We start from the raw sequence: 14,930 nt of genomic DNA on the forward strand, positions 1-14,930 counted from the left end.
GTTTGCTTCAACGCTCCGCCGCTCCACGCGTTCATCCAATTTGACCCCGCGGCGGGGGGCGCCTACAACCGGCGCTCGGTATAAATTCGATCGGCGCTCCATGTCCCACAACAGCTTCGGCCATCTCTTCCGCATCACCACTTTCGGCGAGAGCCATGGGCCGGCGCTCGGCGTCGTCGTCGACGGCTGCCCGCCGGGGCTGGAGCTGACCGAGGCCGAGATTCAGCTCTTTCTCGACAAGCGCCGTCCTGGCCAGTCGCGCTTCACCACGCAGCGGCAGGAGCCCGACGCGGTGAAGATTCTCTCCGGCGTCTTCGCCGATTCCGCCGGCCGGCAGGTGACGACCGGAACGCCGATCGCGCTGCTGATCGAGAACACCGACCAGCGCTCCAAGGATTATGGCGATATCGCCGAGAAATACCGCCCCGGTCACGCCGATTACGCCTATGACGCGAAATATGGAATTCGCGACTATCGCGGCGGCGGGCGCTCCTCGGCGCGCGAGACGGCGGCGCGCGTCGCCGCCGGCGCGGTCGCGCGCAAAGTGCTCGCCGGCGTCGCCATACGCGGCGCTCTGGCGCAGATCGGCCCGCATAAAATCGACCGCGCCCGTTTCGACTGGGCGGAGGTGGAGAAGAACCAGCTGTTCTGCCCGGATGCCGAGACGGCGAAGCTCTGGGCCGATTATCTCGACGGCGTGCGCAAATCCGGGTCATCCGTCGGCGCAGTGATCGAGGTGGTGGCCGAAGGCGTCCCCGCCGGCTGGGGCGCGCCCATCTATGGCAAGCTCGACTCCGATCTCGCCAGCGCCTTCATGTCGATCAACGCCGTGAAGGGGGTGGAGATCGGCGCCGGCTTCGCCGCGGCCGAGCTTTCCGGCGAGGCCAACGCCGATGAGATGCGCGCCGGGCCGGACGGCGCGCCCGAGTTTCTCTCCAACCAGGCCGGCGGCGTGCTGGGCGGCATATCGACCGGCCAGCCGATCGTCGCGCGTTTCGCGGTCAAGCCCACCTCCTCGATACTGACGCCGCGCCGCACCATCGACCGCAACGGCCAGGAGACCGAGATCGTCACCAAGGGCCGCCACGACCCCTGCGTCGGCATTCGCGCCGTGCCGGTGGGCGAGGCGATGATGGCCATTGTGCTGGCCGACCATTTCCTGCGGCACAGGGGGCAGGTGGGCGGGTAGGGGGCGATTGCGCCAGAAACACCATTATGGTAGTTTTCTATGTCCGAGAAGCGGAAGCCGTCGCATGACCTCGCGCGCTTCAAGCAAATTTGTGGCGACCCGGATCGGCTGACGATCACCCGCGCGGCGCTGACCTCTGCGGCGCGCCTCGGCTTCGGACGCATCGAGATCGCTGCGACTATTCGGAGCATGGAGCGGCGGCACTTTTACAAATCGATGACGTCCTTCGCCGATCATCGCCAATGGCAGGATGTCTATCGCACGCCGTCTTCCGTGGGCGTGATCTATGTAAAGTTTACCGACGATGTCGTGACCGAATTCATTCTGTTGTCGTTCAAGGAGAAAGACGATGGATGAGCGCATATCGCCATTGACGGGTCGGACTCTGAAGCGAGACGTCCGGCCTTTGGAGCTGCGCTACAAAGAGTTGTCCATCAGCATAGATATGCCCGGCTGGTATGGCGAGGATGACGAGGATGCGCTGCATTCCGGCGAGGATATGAAGATATCCGATCGCGCCTTGTGCCGCCTGAAGGCGCGCGCCGAAGGTTTGCTGCAGGCCGAGGATATCCGCCGCATCCGCAAGAAGCTCGGGCTCACGCAAAAGCGCGCCAGCGAGATCATCGGCGGCGGCGCCAACGCCTTTCAAAAATACGAGGCCGGCGACATTCTCGTCAGCCGGGCGATGAGCAATCTGCTGCTTTTGCTGGATCGCCAGCCGGATTTGCTGAATGTGATCCGGGAGACGGGCGGCGAAGCGAGCGCGGCGTGACAGCTTCGCTCACGCGTCGAGCGCTCTGCCTCGGCGCGCCCATGGCCGCGATCGGGCGCGCCGTCGCCTCGGATTCGTCGACCCTCCTCGTCACCCATCCTTCCGGCCTCGCGCATGAGGTCGGCGCCGGCCGTCCCGATCAGCCCGAGCGTCTTCGCGCGATAGCCGCCGTTCTCGAGGGCGACGCCTTCGCCGCGCTGCGCCGCGCGGAAGCCCCGGCCGCCTCGCGTGAGGCGATCCTCGCCGTTCATGCGCCCTCTCTGCTGGAGCGGCTGGAAAAAGCCGCGCCGCAAAGCGGGCTCGTGGCGCTCGGCTCCGATATCGTCATGAGCGCGGGCTCACTCGAGGCCGCGCTGCGCGCCGCCGGCGCCGCGACCTTCGCCGTCGATGCGGTGATGCGCAAAGCTGCGCGCAATGCTTTCGTCGCCATGCGTCCGCCCGGTCATCATGCGACGCGCGAGAGCGCCATGGGCTTCTGCTTCTTCAACAACGCGGCCATCGCCGCGCGCCACGCCATCGCCGCTCATGGCGCCGAGCGCGTCGCCATCGTCGATTTCGACGTGCATCATGGCAATGGATTGCAGGAGATTTTCTGGTCGGACAGAAACGTCCTCTATTGCTCCTCGCATCAGTCGCCGCATTATCCCTTCACCGGCGCCGCGAGCGAGCGCGGCGCCTATGACAATATCGTCAACGCGCCGCTCGCCAAAGGCTCCGGCGGCCACGAGTTCGCGCAAGCTTGGACGCAGGCGATTCTCCCGCGCCTCGACGATTTTGCGCCGGACATCCTCCTCATTTGCGCCGGTTTCGACGGGCATTTGCACGATCCTCTCGGCGGCTTGCGCCTGCAAAGACAGGACTTCGCCGAGCTTACGCTGCGCCTCGCAGAGATCGCCGCGCGCCGCTGTAGCGGGCGCATCGTCTCGATGCTCGAGGGCGGCTATCGGCCGGACGATCTCGCCGCCTGCGTCGCCGCTCACATCGGCGCGCTGATGGGGGCGTGAGAATTCCGTCCTCGCCCGGCGCGTGCGTGGGCGCACATCCGAACGAAGCGAGATCATGGCATCTCTGCGCATAGAGACGCCGTGCAACAATTGCGATGGGAGAGGACAATGGACTTCGGCAGGAGCGAATGGAGCGAGGCTCGCGCGCATATGATCGGCAAGCGCGCGCTCATCGGTCTCACCCGCGTGACGCCGCACGGCAAGGTGCTGCGCCAAATGTTCGGCACGATCGCCGCGATCGACGGAACCGGCGTCCACATAGAGCTCGAGGGCAAGGACGCCGGCCGCAAGGTTCGCCTGCCGCCGGATCTCGGCCGCTTCCGCGTCGCCGGCCCCGGCGATTATCTTCTGTGGGAGACGGGCGAGATTCTCGCGGACCCGGATTTCGTCGGCGCCTTCACGGTCAACGAAGCGGCGTAGATCATCGCGTCCGCTCGACGACGCCGACGATCGGCCCCATGGGGCGGAAGCGATCGTGGCGCGCGAGCGTCGGCGCATAGAGCGCCGAGATCGAGCCGTCGAGGAAGAGCGCGTCTGGACATTTCAAACGCTCGCGAAAGAGCTGAGCGAAAGCATGAAATGTCACCGGCTGATTGGCGATGGCGAAGGCGACGACATGGCCGTCGCGCACGCCGACGCCATTGCGAATCTTCATCGACGTGCCGGTGTCGTGAATGCGCGGATTGATGCGTCCGCCGACGACGAGCATCGGCCCGGATTGCGTCGCATAGGCGGGATGCAGCCGCTCTTTCAGAAAGCGCTGCGTCTCGGCGACGCCGGCGCGCGCGCCCTCCACCCAGAAGATTCCATTGGGCTTCATATGGAAATTGCCGGCGCCGGAATTGGTGTTCGCGCTCTTCTCCATATGGCCGCCTTCGACATAGAGTCCGACAGGGCGGCGGCGCTCGTCATACATTCCCGCGTTCATCGCGAAGAGAAGCTTCTCGTTTCTTTGCGCGAGCGCGGCGTCGAGCGCCGAGAAGGAGCCATAGACCTCGTCTTTCGCATCGGCGAGGAAGAGACGGATGGAATCGCTGCGCGCATCGAAGACGCAGACGGTGTAGCTCGCGCCCGCATCCTCCACATCCTGGCAAGGATTGCGCGCCGCCGCGGCGGCGGGCGAGGCGAAGAGGAGGAGAGCGAGGCAGAGGAGGCGACGAAGCGGAATCATGCGCCGATCATAGCATGACCGCGGCGCCGTCCGCAGCGTCAGCCGCGCGCATCGGGCGGCGTCGCCGCGCCGGGGCCGAGCGAGCGCTGCATGATGACCGAATCCGTCCAGCTGCCGAATTTATATCCGACGCCGGAGAGATAGCCGGCCTGCCGAAAGCCGATCGCCTCATGCAGCTTCAGCGACGCTTCATTGGCGGCGTCGACATAGCCGATCATCTGCCGAAAGCCCGCCGCCGCGCAGGCGTCTACGAGCGCTTGCAGCAGCAGCCGGCCGACGCCGCGATGCAGATGGCGCGGATCGACATAGATCGAATGCTTGACCACATAGCGATAGGCCGGACGCTTACGAAAGGGCACGACATAGGCGTAGCCGAGCACGGCGCGCTCATGCTCGGCGACGAGATGCGGCAGCCGATGATTGCCCATATTCTTGCGCCGCCGCTTCAAATCCTCCTTCTGCGGCGGCTCGTAGAGCGGCGCATCGGCAGGGTCGAGCCCCTTGCGCACATGCTGGAGATAGATCGCCAGCATGGCGTCGACATCCTCGTCGCGCGAGGGGCGCACGAGGATGGCCGCGCGTTCGGCGCTCGCTTCGATCATGCTCATTCCTGCACCACATAAGTATAGAGCCGCATCTTCGCCTCGCCGTTCCATTGCTTATAGAGGCCTTGGATCTCGTAATCGAAGCCTGGGAAGAGATTGGCGCTGCGCTCGAACATGCGCAAATAGTCGAGCATGGGCCGCGCCTGCGCGCCCAGCCGCTCGCCCGGTACGATCGTCGCAATGCCCGGCGGATAGATGACGAAGAGCGTCGTCGCTATGCGGCCCTCTATCTCGTCGATCGGCAGGAAATCCACATCATTGCGCACGAGGCGCAGATATGCCTCGCGCGGCGTCATCGCCATTTCGGGAAGATGCTCCTGCCGGAACTGCGCCTGCTGCAGCGCGCTGGCGTTCGCCTCCTTGAAGAAGCGATGCATGTCGGCGCAGAGATCGCGCAGCCGCACGCCTCTGTAGCGCGCGGCGCGGCGCGCGACGAATTCGGGAATGACATCCTGCAGCAGCGCATTGTCGTCATGCAGGCGCTTGAAGGCGACGAGCGAGGAGACCAGCGTTCCGGCCTTGCTGGATTCGACGCCGGGCGTCAGCAGGAAGAGCAGAGAGTTGAGGTCGTTCTTCTCCGGCACGATCCGGTTCTCGCGCAAATATTGCGCGACGATCGGCGCCGGGATTCCATGATCGGCATAGGCGCCGCTCTCGCGATCGAAACCCGGCGTCAGCAGAGTGAGCTTGGCCGGATCGGTGATGGCGAAGCCCGGCGCCATATTGGAGAATCCATGCCAGCGCGCATCCGGCGCCAGCGCCCAGAGATCAGGATTGCGCGCGAGCTGATCGGTGGAGACGCTCTCCCAGGGAACGCGATGCGCGCCGGATTCGCGCGCCGCGTCGGGTATGGACACCCAATCGGGCGCGAAAGGATCGAAGAACCAGCGCCGCGCCGGGTCTTGCTCCTTGGCCTCGAACTCGCGCCGCACCGCGCGCAGCTTCTTGCGCAGCTCTATGCCGAGCCGGATGGTGTCGTCCCACAAGAGCTCGCCGGAGCGGCCTTTCATCATCTGCGCGCCGACATCCAGCGAGGCGAACAGCGGATAGAAGGGCGAGGTGGAGGCGTGCTGCATGAAGCCTTCATTGAAGCGGCGATGCTCCACGCGCCGACGCTGGCCTTTGATGTGGCGATCGCGCACATGGATTTGCGAGGCCTGCGAGAAGCTGGCGAGCTGCTTATGCGTCGATTGCGTTGCGACGATTCCGGGCGAGGCCTCGGTGAGATTCTTCAGCCCCATCGCATAGCGCCGCTCATAGAGCGGATGGAATTTCATGAAGCCGGCCCAGGCTTCGTCGAAGAGAATGTAATCGCAAAGATGTCCGATCTTGCCCACGATCCATTCGGCGTTGTGAATCGTGCCGTCATAAGTGCATTGCTCGATGACGGCGGCGCGGAACGGCCGCTCCTTGCGCCAGGCGTCCTTGTCCTTCACCAGAGGATTGGCGCGAATGCGCTCGCGCAATTTCTCCTCGTCGAAGGCCTCGTGCTCGATCGGGCCGATGAGGCCATGGGCGTTGCGCGTCGTTGGCAGAAAGATCGGCACGCCGCCGCCGAGCAGCAGGGCGCCATGATGCGCGGCCTTGTGATTATTGCGGTCGAACAGCACGAGATCGCCCTCGGCGACCAGATTGGTGAGCACGACCTTATTGGAGGAGGATGTGCCGTTGAGCACGAAGTAAGTCTTCTCCGCGCCGAAGATTTCCGCCGCCGCCTTTTGCGCGGCGAGCGCCGGCCCTTCATGCGTCAAAAGATCGCCGAGCTCGACGACGGAATTGTCGAGATCGTCGCGGAACACGGCCTCGCCCAAATGCTCCATGAAGATGCGGCCGATCGGGCTGCGGCTATAAAAAATGCCGCCATTATGGCCGGGGCAGGTCCAGAGCTGATTGCCTTCCTCCGCATAATCGACCAGCGCGCCGAAGAAGGGCGTCTTCAACGTCTCCGCATATTGCTTGAGGCGCGAGACGAGATTTTTGGCGATGAATTCCGGGGTCTCCTCGGCGAGGAAGACATAGCCGTCGATGAAATCCAGCACCTCCACCGGAATATCCTCGAAGCGCTTGCGGCGAATGAGCAGCACGATCGGCATGTCGAGGCCGCGCTTGCGCATGAGATCGATGAGCGAGGCGGTCTTGCCCTCGAGGCCCTTCTTGCCCCAATCGACGACCAGGCAGCCGATGGCGGCGTCGGTCTGCACGACGATCTCGGCGTCCTCCACCCGGCGCGCGCGCACGACCTGAAAGCCCATGCTCTCGATCGCGGCGATGATCTGATTGACGCGCAGCCCCTCGAGGTCGTCGGCCTCGAAATTGGGCGCGGAGAAGAGGAAAGTGAAGCGGCGGGAGAAGTCCATTCGAATCGGCCTGTGACGCTGACGGGGAAGAGGAGGGGCCCCGCACTCACAGCCTTGTTCCATGACACAATCGTGACAGCGCGCGCCCTTGTGAGACTCCCGCATCCGCCGCTCGCGGCCGAGACTGAGAATTCGGGTCAACGGCGGTCAACGAATTGCGCGGGGCGGGATTTCCTGTCGGCGGAGCGATTCTGGAGCCGCCGTGACGAGCCTCGCCTTCGCCGTTATCGAAGAGACGTCGCGTCTGAGGACGTTTCTCGACCATTTCTCGAAAATCGACGATCCGCGCGCGCCCTGGCGCGTCGCACATCCGCGGCGCGCGCAACATGGCGGTCGGTCGGGTGTCGCGCCGTCGATCTGAGCCACGCCGCCGCTATCGCCTCGGGGGCTGAAGCTCATCGACCCGGATTCGGGAGCTCCGCGCGCCTAGCGGAACCAGACATAGACGATCGCCGCCGCCAGAGCCAGGACGAGGCCGATCGCCGTATTACGCAGAAAGCTGCCTTCGAACTCCTCCATTCCCTCTTCCTTTCTCGCCGTCGCGTCGATTCGACGCATTTCTAAAGCTGCATCCAACGCTGAGAATAGCCTCGAGGGCGGTTAATTCCCAGGGGCCGCTCTCGGTTGGGAGCCCGGCGCAGGCCGGGCTCTTTTTCTTTTCGAGCGGGTCGCCGGCGGCGCCTCGCTCGCGGCGGCGCCATGCGCTAAGGTCCGCCCGCCGCTCGGAAGGACCTCATGCCTCTCTATTTCGCCTATGGCGCCAATATGGACGTCGCCGCAATGGCCGTCCGCTGTCCGCATTCGCGGCCGCTCGGCCTCGGCCGGCTGGCGCGCTATCGCTTCGCCATTCTGGAGACGGGCTACGCCACGGTCGTGCCGGACGCGCGGGCGCAGGTCCACGGCCTGCTCTATGACCTCGCCGTGGCGGATGTGCCGGCGCTCGACCGTTACGAGGAGATCGGCCGTCGGCTCTACCGCAAGGTCGTGCAGCCGGTGCTGCGCGCGCCGGTGGGCTCGGCGCGGGCGCTCGTCTATATCGGAACCGCGACGCGCGAGGGGCCGGCGGCGCCCGGCTATGTCGAGAATATCGTCGCCTCGGCGCGCGCGCTCGGCCTGCCCGGCGCCTATATCGCTTTTCTGGAGAGCCATGCGCCCAATGCGCAGCAGAGGATGAGCCGAAGATGAGCGCTGTTCCGGTTCCGACCGTCCATACGCTGGCCGAGCTGCGCGAGCGCGTGGCGCAATGGCGCGCGCGCGGCGAGCGCGTCGGCTTCGTCCCCACAATGGGCGCGCTGCACCGGGGCCATCTCGCTCTGGTGGAGGAGGCGCGCCGGCGCGCCGATCGCGTGATGGTCTCGGTCTTCGTCAATCCGACGCAATTCGGCGCAGGCGAGGATTTCGACCGCTATCCGCGCACGCTCGCCGCCGATGTCGAGAAGCTCGCGAGCGTTGCGGCCGATCTCTGCTATGCGCCGGCGGTGGAGGAGATGTATCCGCCGGGCTTTTCCACCACGGTCGCGGTGGGCGGGCCGGCGGTCGCCGATCTCGAGGATCATTTCCGGCCGACGCATTTCGCCGGCGTCGCTCTCGTCGTCGCCAAGCTGCTCAATCAGGCCGATTGCGACGTCGCCGTCTTCGGCGAGAAGGATTATCAGCAATTGCTGGTGATAAAGCGCCTGGCGCGCGATCTCGATCTGCGCGCGGAGATCGTCGGCGCGCCCACTTTGCGGGAGGCGGACGGTCTCGCAATGTCCTCGCGCAACATCTATCTCTCGGCCGAGGAGCGGCGCGTCGCGCCGGCGCTCTATCGCGCGCTGAGCGAGGCGGCGCAGCGTATCGCCGCGGGCGAGCCGATCGGCCATGTGATGGCGGAGGCGCGCGAGCGTATCGCCGCCGAGGGCTTCCTCATCGATTATCTCGAGGCGCGCCACGCGCAGACTCTGGCGCGCGTCGCGCGGCGTCACGAGGGGCCGATTCGCCTGCTGGTCGCGGCGAAGCTCGGCGCGACGCGGCTCATCGACAATGTCGCCGTGGAGGCGGCGCAATGAGCGAGACGCGCCGCGTTTTCCGCATCATCGTGCGCGGGCGCGTGCAGGGCGTCGGCTTTCGCGCCTTTGTCGCGCGGGAGGCCGGGCGCCTCGCGCTCGCCGGCTGGGCGCGCAATTGCGACGATGGCGCGGTGGAGATCGTCGCCGCCGGGCCGCAGGGCGCGCTGCAAGCGCTGGTGGATGCGGCGCGGCGCGGACCGCCCGCGGGGCGTGTCGACGATCTGCGCGCGGAAGAGACGAACGAGGCCGCTCTCGTCGAGCGGCGCGGCGATCTGGAGTTCTAAAAAGCGTGGGGCTCGAGAGCGACGAGGATTTCGACGCGCTGGCGGCGGCTTTCGCCGATCTGGCGACGCGCGCGGGCGTCATCGCCATGGATGTGCTCGCCGCGCCCACGATCGACGCGCGGGCGAAGAAGGACGCCAGCCCGGTCTGCGAGGCGGATGAGAGGATCGAGGCCTTTCTGACGCCGCGTCTCGCCGAGCTGCTGCCCGGCCTTCCCATCGTCGCGGAGGAAGCCGCCGCCGCGGGCGCCGCTTTCGCCCGCGCCGACACTTTCCTGCTCGTCGATCCGCTCGACGGCACGCGGGAGTTTCTGGCGCGCAGTGGCGAGTTCACCGTCAATATCGGCCTCATCGTCGCGGGCGCGCCGCGCGCCGGCGCAGTCTTCGCCCCGGCGCTCGGGCAATTGTGGTTCGCCGGCGCGCGCGCCTTCGCCGCCGAGGCCCTCCCCGGCCGGCCGGCGCCGCCGCCCGCGGCCTGGCGGCCGTTGCGCGTGCGCGCCCTGCCGGCGGAAGGGCCGACCGCGCTGGTCAGCCGCTCGCATCTCGACGCGGCGACCACGGCCTTTCTGGAGACGCATCGCGTCGCCGCGACGCGCGATGTCGGCTCCTCGATCAAATTCTGCCTGCTGGCGGAGGGCGCGGCCGATCTCTATCCGCGCTTCGGCCCGACGATGGAATGGGACACGGCGGCCGGCGACGCAGTGCTGCGCGCGGCCGGCGGCGGCGTCGTCGACCCCACGGGCCGCCCGCTTCTCTACGGCAAGGCGGGCGAAGCCTATCGTAACGGGCCTTTCATCGCTTTCGGCGATCCCGCCGCCGCAAGACTTTATTAAGAACGCGGCGAGATTCTTCCTTTCACGAAGAAGAGCCGTCGCGGCGCCACAGGCGCGACACGATCGCATCCAAACTTCAGCAGACCGATTCGCAAACGCCCAATAGGGAAGCCTCGCCATGCGCGCCGCAGATTCAACTCGCCGAGAGACGCGCGCAACGCGCAGAGAAGCGACGCGCAGAGAGATGCTGGCCCTCGCCGCCGGCGCCGCGCTGTCTCCGCTGGCGCCGGCGCATGCCGCCTATGGCGTGCGGGCGGAGCCGAGACCCGAGCCCATGTCCGGCGACGAGGTGGTGCAGAGCGGCCATCGCTTCTTCGGCGCCATAGCGCGCGACCTCGCCCAGGGCGTCGAGCAATTGGCGCGGCGCTGGGGGCGGCCCAACGCCTATGTGCTCGGCCAGGAGGGCTCCGGCGCCTTCGTCGGCGGCCTGCGCTATGGCGAGGGGACGATGTACACGCGTAACGCCGGCCAGCGGCGCGTCTATTGGCAAGGTCCTTCGCTCGGCTTCGACGCCGGCGCCGATGGCGACCGCACCATGATGCTGATCTATAATCTGCCCTCGGTGGACGCCATCTACACGCGCTTCGGCGGCGTCGCCGGCTCGGCCTATCTGGTCGGCGGATTGGGCTTCACCGAGCTCTCGGCCGATGGCGTCGTCGTCGCGCCGATCCGCGCCGGGCTCGGCGCGCGCCTCGGCCTCAATCTCGGCTATTTGAAATTCACGCCGGAAGCGACGTGGAATCCGTTCTGATCTGGAATCTGCTCTGACGCTTCACGACTTCAGCTGCAGCGCCGTATAGCTCGGCGTCAGCAGGCCGGAGAGCAGAGCGTTCATCGATTTTGGGAAGAACGCCAGCGTATGCGCATAGGTCGCCGTCACCAGAACGGCGGATTGTCCGTTGGAGAAGGTCGCCTTGATGAGATTGGTCTGCGCGGTGGAGAGCGTCGCGCCGGTCGGATAGGCGTAGACGATCGTCGGCGAGGTCGCGCCCATGGTGATCTGAAACATTTGCAGAGTGAGGCTGGAGGCCTTGATCTGCGGGGCGACATTGCCGAGCGCATAGGACGGCGTGTAGAGCGACAATTCCGTGGAGCAGGCTCCCACCGGAGAATCGGCGCAATCGGCCCAGGCGATCGCATATTGCGTCGCGATCCGATTGACCGTGTTGTAGACGACATAGACGCGGCCGAATTCGGTGACGCCGGCGATGATCATGATGATGACCGGCGCGAGCAGCGCGAATTCCACAGCGGCGAATCCGCGCCGATCCGAAAAGCGCGCGATGAGACGTCGAATGCTCATTGGCTCTTCCGCCTGACGATGGCGCTGGAGCGCACATTGGCGAGCGAGCCGAATCCCGGCGCGAAGACGATCGCCGGCGCCTGCGCGCGCAGCACCAGCGGATCGCCGGCGGCGCCATAATCCGGCGTCGTCTCATCCGTCACCGCGACGGCGCCCGAGTCGAGCCGCCACAATGGGCGAAGATCGACGAGGAGATTCGTATTGTTCTTCACCAGCCCGCCGCCGCCGGAGACGACCTTTCCCTTCAATGTGGCGGCGTCGATATAGGTGGGCGTCGCCTGCGCGAAGCTGCTGCGCAGATAATCGGCGGCGCTGTTGACGCCCGCGTCAAGCGAAGTCTGCGTGATGTAGAAGATCGACACTTGCGCGATCCACAGCACCAGAAGCAGAAAGGGCGTCGCCACAAAGGCGAACTCCACGGCCGTCGCGCCGGAGCGCGCGTGTGCGAAATCGCGCGCCGCATCGCGAAGGAGCCGCCGTCTCATAGCGTCGACGCCGGCACGGTGATCGGATCGTTCACGATCTGAAATCCCGAGAATGTCGAGATCGATCCGGGCGTGACGCTCGGCGTCGGCAATTTCACATAGGAGGAAGGCGCGCCGCTCATCGAAGGGCCGCCGAGCGCCGTGAGCTTCACATCATCCAGAGCGCCGCCGAATTTCTCTGTCGTCGTCCCGATGGAGGAGAAGGTCAGCCAATAAAAGCCCGGCTTGGTGACGAGCACATTGGCGGTCCGCGTCTGCCAGGAGGTGGCGTAGGCGCAAAGGTCGATGAGCGGATTGACCTGCGCGGAATTATAGGCGGTGAGGCTGACGCCATCGGGCGCGACGGTCGTCGTCGTCGTCGTCGTTCCGTCGGGATTTGTGTAAGTGGTGGTCGAGGACAGCGCGCCGCCGATGACGGGCGTGCTCGCGAGCTGGCCGTGCGACATGAAGACGCCGACATAGCTGCTGCTCGCATCCACGCTGCTGGACGGAATCGTGGTGTTTATGCGCGAGGTCACATTCGACACCGATCCAGATGGCAGGCTCCAGCTGCCGGTCTGCGGCATGGACAGGCAGTAAGGATCGGCGAGCGGCGTGGGGAGCGACGGCAGCTTCGCGTCGGAGATGTAATAGTACGAGACCTTGTAATAGCCCGGATCGAGTAGAAAGCCGCGACTGATGAGCCTGCGCGCCGTCGTTCCGGTCCCGCCCAGCTCCACCGCCTGCGCGCCGACGACGGCCGATTTCATCACATAATCGAGCTGATTGATCGGCGCCGCGCCCCATCCGCTCGCCGTCTGATTGGGCCAGCCGCTGGAGGAGCCGCTCGTGCCCGCGCTGCTCGTCATATTGCCGGTCGTATTGATATAGGCGCCGGCGCCGGTGGTCGAATATGTGTAGGTCGGGCTGTCGAACTTGTCCTCGAACAGGACCGTCGACGCCGTCCATGGAAAATTATCCGTTACCGAGCCGGAGCATGTGCCCGTGCACAGGCGAACGTCGGCGATGGCGCCGCCATAGGAATCGGCGGCGCCGTCGGCGGCGAAGCTCAGCCAATAATTGCCGGGCGTGTTGACATAGATGCGCACGCTGCGCTCGACCCAGTCGAAATTGCCCGAATAGACGCAGACGTCGATGAGATTGGAGCCGCCGAGATTTTGCGTTCCGTCGATGGTCTGATGGAGGGGCGGCGTTCCGCTCGTGTTGGCGTCGAGATAGACGTTGATCTGATTGGTGCGCAGCTTGCCGCTCGAGGTCGTCGTCGTCGAATTGCTGATATAGGTGGAGTTCGTGCTCGTCGCGAAGGAGACGTCGCTCGCCGTCGATCCGCAGATATAGGTCGGATCATAGTCGGGATATTTCACGCGCGAGCTGTAGAAATAGCGCAGCTCGTAATTGCCGCCGGTGAGATATTGCATCGTCGAAATGGACGAATTGCCGCCTGTGGCCGATCCATTGTCGCAATCGAGCTCGGCCGTGTTGAAGGAGCCGGCCGGCACGGCGTTCGTATAGACTTTGGAGTCGACCTCGAGGCAATAGCCGAGGATCACCCATTTGACGCCGGTCGAGCCCGTGTAGCCGACTGTCGAGGACGACACATTCGTCGGCGTGGTGACGGTATATCCCCAAGAGCCGACCGCGACCTTGGTTCCGGGCGCGGCATAGAGATAGCCGCATGCGCTGCTGCCGGTGCAGCCGGTCACGCCGAATGTCTCGGTGAGCACCGTCGCCGAGGCCGTGCTGGACGGCGGCTGATCGATGGTGGCGATGGTGTCGAAGCAATGCGAGGTCGCCGAGATTTTGAACTGCGTCGCGTTCAAGAATTTCGAGAAGACGGTCTTCACATTGGTCGACAGCGTCACATCGGACGCGCCGCTTCCCGTATAGGAGAAAGGCGCCGTGTTGGTGAGCGCGACGCCGAGCTTCTGCGCGCCGATCGCATTGGCGATATAGGCGTTCACCTTGCTGTTGTAGGCGGTGACGTTGCTCCCGCTCACCAGAGCGACGACGCTCGGCCGCGTGGCGAATTGACAGGCCATCAGCGCCGTCTCGGAGAGCTTCTGCCGCGCTTGATAGAGACGCATGAGATCGACGCCGCCGACGACGCCGGTCAGAATCGCGAAGCCCATGAGACCGAACAAGATCGCCACCTGGCCGGCGTCGTTTCGGAAAAACGCGCGCGCCGATGCGCCCCGCCGTCTCTTCGTCGTCACACGCACCCTCTACGCAGCAATACGCATCTACGTAGAGAAGGCGGCCGAAACCTTGAGGAAGGCTGAATCGGCCCCCTCGAGTTGGGGTGCTTCTTACGAAAAAGCCTAAGCTTTTTATGAACGCCGCGCGATGACGATCTGCGTGTCGCCGTAGCGGCGGCGCTCGTCCTCGACGATTCCCTCGGGCAGAGAGAGAGGGGCGTCCGCCGCCTCCTCGATGACGATCAGCGCGCGCTCGGCGAGCCAGCCGCCTTCGACGAGCGAGCGCAGCGCGCGCGTGGCGAGGTCGCGCCCATAGGGCGGATCGAGAAAAGCGAGTGTGAACAATTCGCCCGGCGGTGCGAGGCCGAGCTTGGTCGCATCCCGCCGAAAGACGCGCGTCACGCCGCCCGCGCCCAACGCCTCGACATTGGCGCGCAGCAGCGCGCGCGCCTCGGCTCCGTCGTCGATGAAGAGAATTTTCGCGGCGCCGCGCGACAAGGCCTCGAGGCCGAGCGCGCCCGTGCCGGCGAAGAGATCGACGACGCGCGCGCCCGGAACCGGATCGTCATAGGCATGGGCGAGAATGTCGAAGACCGATTCACGCAGGCGATCCGAAGTGGGACGGATCGCCTGCGATTGCGGCGTCTTCAGCACGCGGCCGCGAAAGCTGCCGGCGACGATGCGCAT

The 14,930-nt window shown here is 65.6% G+C and carries 17 protein-coding genes; 10 read left to right on the top strand and 7 right to left on the bottom strand.

What is annotated here, in order from left to right; translation table 11 throughout:
• The first annotated feature begins 100 nt into the window (after positions 1-100).
• From aroC to METLW4_RS0100525, 5 genes are all read left to right on the top strand, one after another.
• Positions 101-1,189: a chorismate synthase gene (aroC, locus tag METLW4_RS0100505; protein WP_018264238.1), complete on the top strand. Its 1,089-nt coding sequence runs from the start codon at positions 101-103 to the stop codon at positions 1,187-1,189.
• Positions 1,190-1,228: 39 nt separating this feature from the next.
• Positions 1,229-1,546 (top strand): type II toxin-antitoxin system MqsR family toxin, encoded by a 318-nt coding sequence (locus tag METLW4_RS0100510; RefSeq protein ID WP_018264239.1) that lies wholly within the window; start codon positions 1,229-1,231, stop codon positions 1,544-1,546.
• A complete protein-coding gene (locus METLW4_RS0100515) occupies positions 1,539-1,961 on the top strand; it encodes a type II toxin-antitoxin system MqsA family antitoxin (RefSeq protein WP_026191134.1) in 423 nt (140 codons plus the stop codon). Before METLW4_RS0100510 ends, METLW4_RS0100515 begins: the two co-directional genes overlap by 8 nt.
• Before the next feature lie 41 nt (positions 1,962-2,002).
• Positions 2,003-2,965 carry a histone deacetylase family protein gene (locus tag METLW4_RS0100520; protein WP_018264241.1) on the top strand — a complete coding sequence of 321 codons (963 nt, stop codon included), beginning with the start codon at positions 2,003-2,005 and terminating at the stop codon, positions 2,963-2,965.
• Positions 2,966-3,073: 108 nt separating this feature from the next.
• Complete coding sequence (locus METLW4_RS0100525; RefSeq protein WP_018264242.1) at positions 3,074-3,385, top strand: hypothetical protein; 312 nt, start codon at positions 3,074-3,076, stop codon at positions 3,383-3,385.
• A 1-nt stretch (position 3,386) separates the two neighbouring features.
• Here METLW4_RS0100525 and METLW4_RS0100530 read toward each other — a convergent pair whose 3' ends face one another.
• Genes METLW4_RS0100530 through METLW4_RS0100540 form a run of 3 tightly spaced genes read right to left on the bottom strand, consistent with a single transcriptional unit; the run spans position 3,387 to position 7,098 of the window.
• The gene (locus METLW4_RS0100530) at positions 3,387-4,136 is read right to left on the bottom strand and encodes a phosphodiester glycosidase family protein (RefSeq protein WP_018264243.1); all 750 of its coding nucleotides are present in this window, start codon (positions 4,134-4,136) and stop codon (positions 3,387-3,389) included.
• Between the two features lie 38 nt (positions 4,137-4,174).
• Complete coding sequence (locus METLW4_RS0100535) at positions 4,175-4,744, bottom strand: GNAT family N-acetyltransferase (protein ID WP_018264244.1); 570 nt, start codon at positions 4,742-4,744, stop codon at positions 4,175-4,177.
• The gene (locus METLW4_RS0100540; protein WP_018264245.1) at positions 4,741-7,098 is read right to left on the bottom strand and encodes an Orn/Lys/Arg decarboxylase N-terminal domain-containing protein; all 2,358 of its coding nucleotides are present in this window, start codon (positions 7,096-7,098) and stop codon (positions 4,741-4,743) included. The genes METLW4_RS0100535 and METLW4_RS0100540 overlap by 4 nt, the downstream gene beginning before the upstream one ends.
• A gap of 735 nt (positions 7,099-7,833) precedes the next feature.
• On the opposite strand from METLW4_RS0100540, the gene METLW4_RS0100555 reads away from it, so the two are divergent.
• The 5 genes from METLW4_RS0100555 to METLW4_RS0100575 all read left to right on the top strand — a co-directional run bounded on the left by METLW4_RS0100555 (position 7,834) and on the right by METLW4_RS0100575 (position 11,011).
• Entirely contained in the window at positions 7,834-8,283 is a 450-nt protein-coding gene (locus tag METLW4_RS0100555) for a gamma-glutamylcyclotransferase family protein (RefSeq protein WP_018264248.1), read from the top strand.
• Positions 8,280-9,146, top strand: a complete 867-nt coding sequence (panC, locus tag METLW4_RS0100560) for a pantoate--beta-alanine ligase (RefSeq protein WP_018264249.1) — start codon at positions 8,280-8,282, stop codon at positions 9,144-9,146. Before METLW4_RS0100555 ends, panC begins: the two co-directional genes overlap by 4 nt.
• Positions 9,143-9,430, top strand: a complete 288-nt coding sequence (locus tag METLW4_RS27335) for an acylphosphatase (RefSeq protein WP_018264250.1) — start codon at positions 9,143-9,145, stop codon at positions 9,428-9,430. Before panC ends, METLW4_RS27335 begins: the two co-directional genes overlap by 4 nt.
• Positions 9,431-9,435: 5 nt before the next feature.
• Entirely contained in the window at positions 9,436-10,260 is an 825-nt protein-coding gene (gene cysQ, locus METLW4_RS0100570; RefSeq protein WP_018264251.1) for a 3'(2'),5'-bisphosphate nucleotidase CysQ, read from the top strand.
• 118 nt (positions 10,261-10,378) lie between these two features.
• Complete coding sequence (locus tag METLW4_RS0100575) at positions 10,379-11,011, top strand: DUF1134 domain-containing protein (RefSeq protein WP_043331608.1); 633 nt, start codon at positions 10,379-10,381, stop codon at positions 11,009-11,011.
• Between the two features lie 21 nt (positions 11,012-11,032).
• Here METLW4_RS0100575 and METLW4_RS0100580 read toward each other — a convergent pair whose 3' ends face one another.
• From METLW4_RS0100580 to rsmD, 4 genes are all read right to left on the bottom strand, one after another.
• Entirely contained in the window at positions 11,033-11,563 is a 531-nt protein-coding gene (locus METLW4_RS0100580; protein WP_018264253.1) for a TadE/TadG family type IV pilus assembly protein, read from the bottom strand.
• Entirely contained in the window at positions 11,560-12,048 is a 489-nt protein-coding gene (locus METLW4_RS26145; protein WP_018264254.1) for a TadE/TadG family type IV pilus assembly protein, read from the bottom strand. The genes METLW4_RS0100580 and METLW4_RS26145 overlap by 4 nt, the downstream gene beginning before the upstream one ends.
• The gene (locus METLW4_RS0100590) at positions 12,045-14,261 is read right to left on the bottom strand and encodes a TadE/TadG family type IV pilus assembly protein (RefSeq protein ID WP_157234730.1); all 2,217 of its coding nucleotides are present in this window, start codon (positions 14,259-14,261) and stop codon (positions 12,045-12,047) included. The genes METLW4_RS26145 and METLW4_RS0100590 overlap by 4 nt, the downstream gene beginning before the upstream one ends.
• A gap of 114 nt (positions 14,262-14,375) precedes the next feature.
• Entirely contained in the window at positions 14,376-14,930 is a 555-nt protein-coding gene (rsmD, locus tag METLW4_RS0100600) for a 16S rRNA (guanine(966)-N(2))-methyltransferase RsmD (protein ID WP_020493695.1), read from the bottom strand.

It is taken from the genome of Methylosinus sp. LW4 (assembly GCF_000379125.1).
In the GTDB taxonomy this organism is placed as follows: domain Bacteria; phylum Pseudomonadota; class Alphaproteobacteria; order Rhizobiales; family Beijerinckiaceae; genus Methylosinus.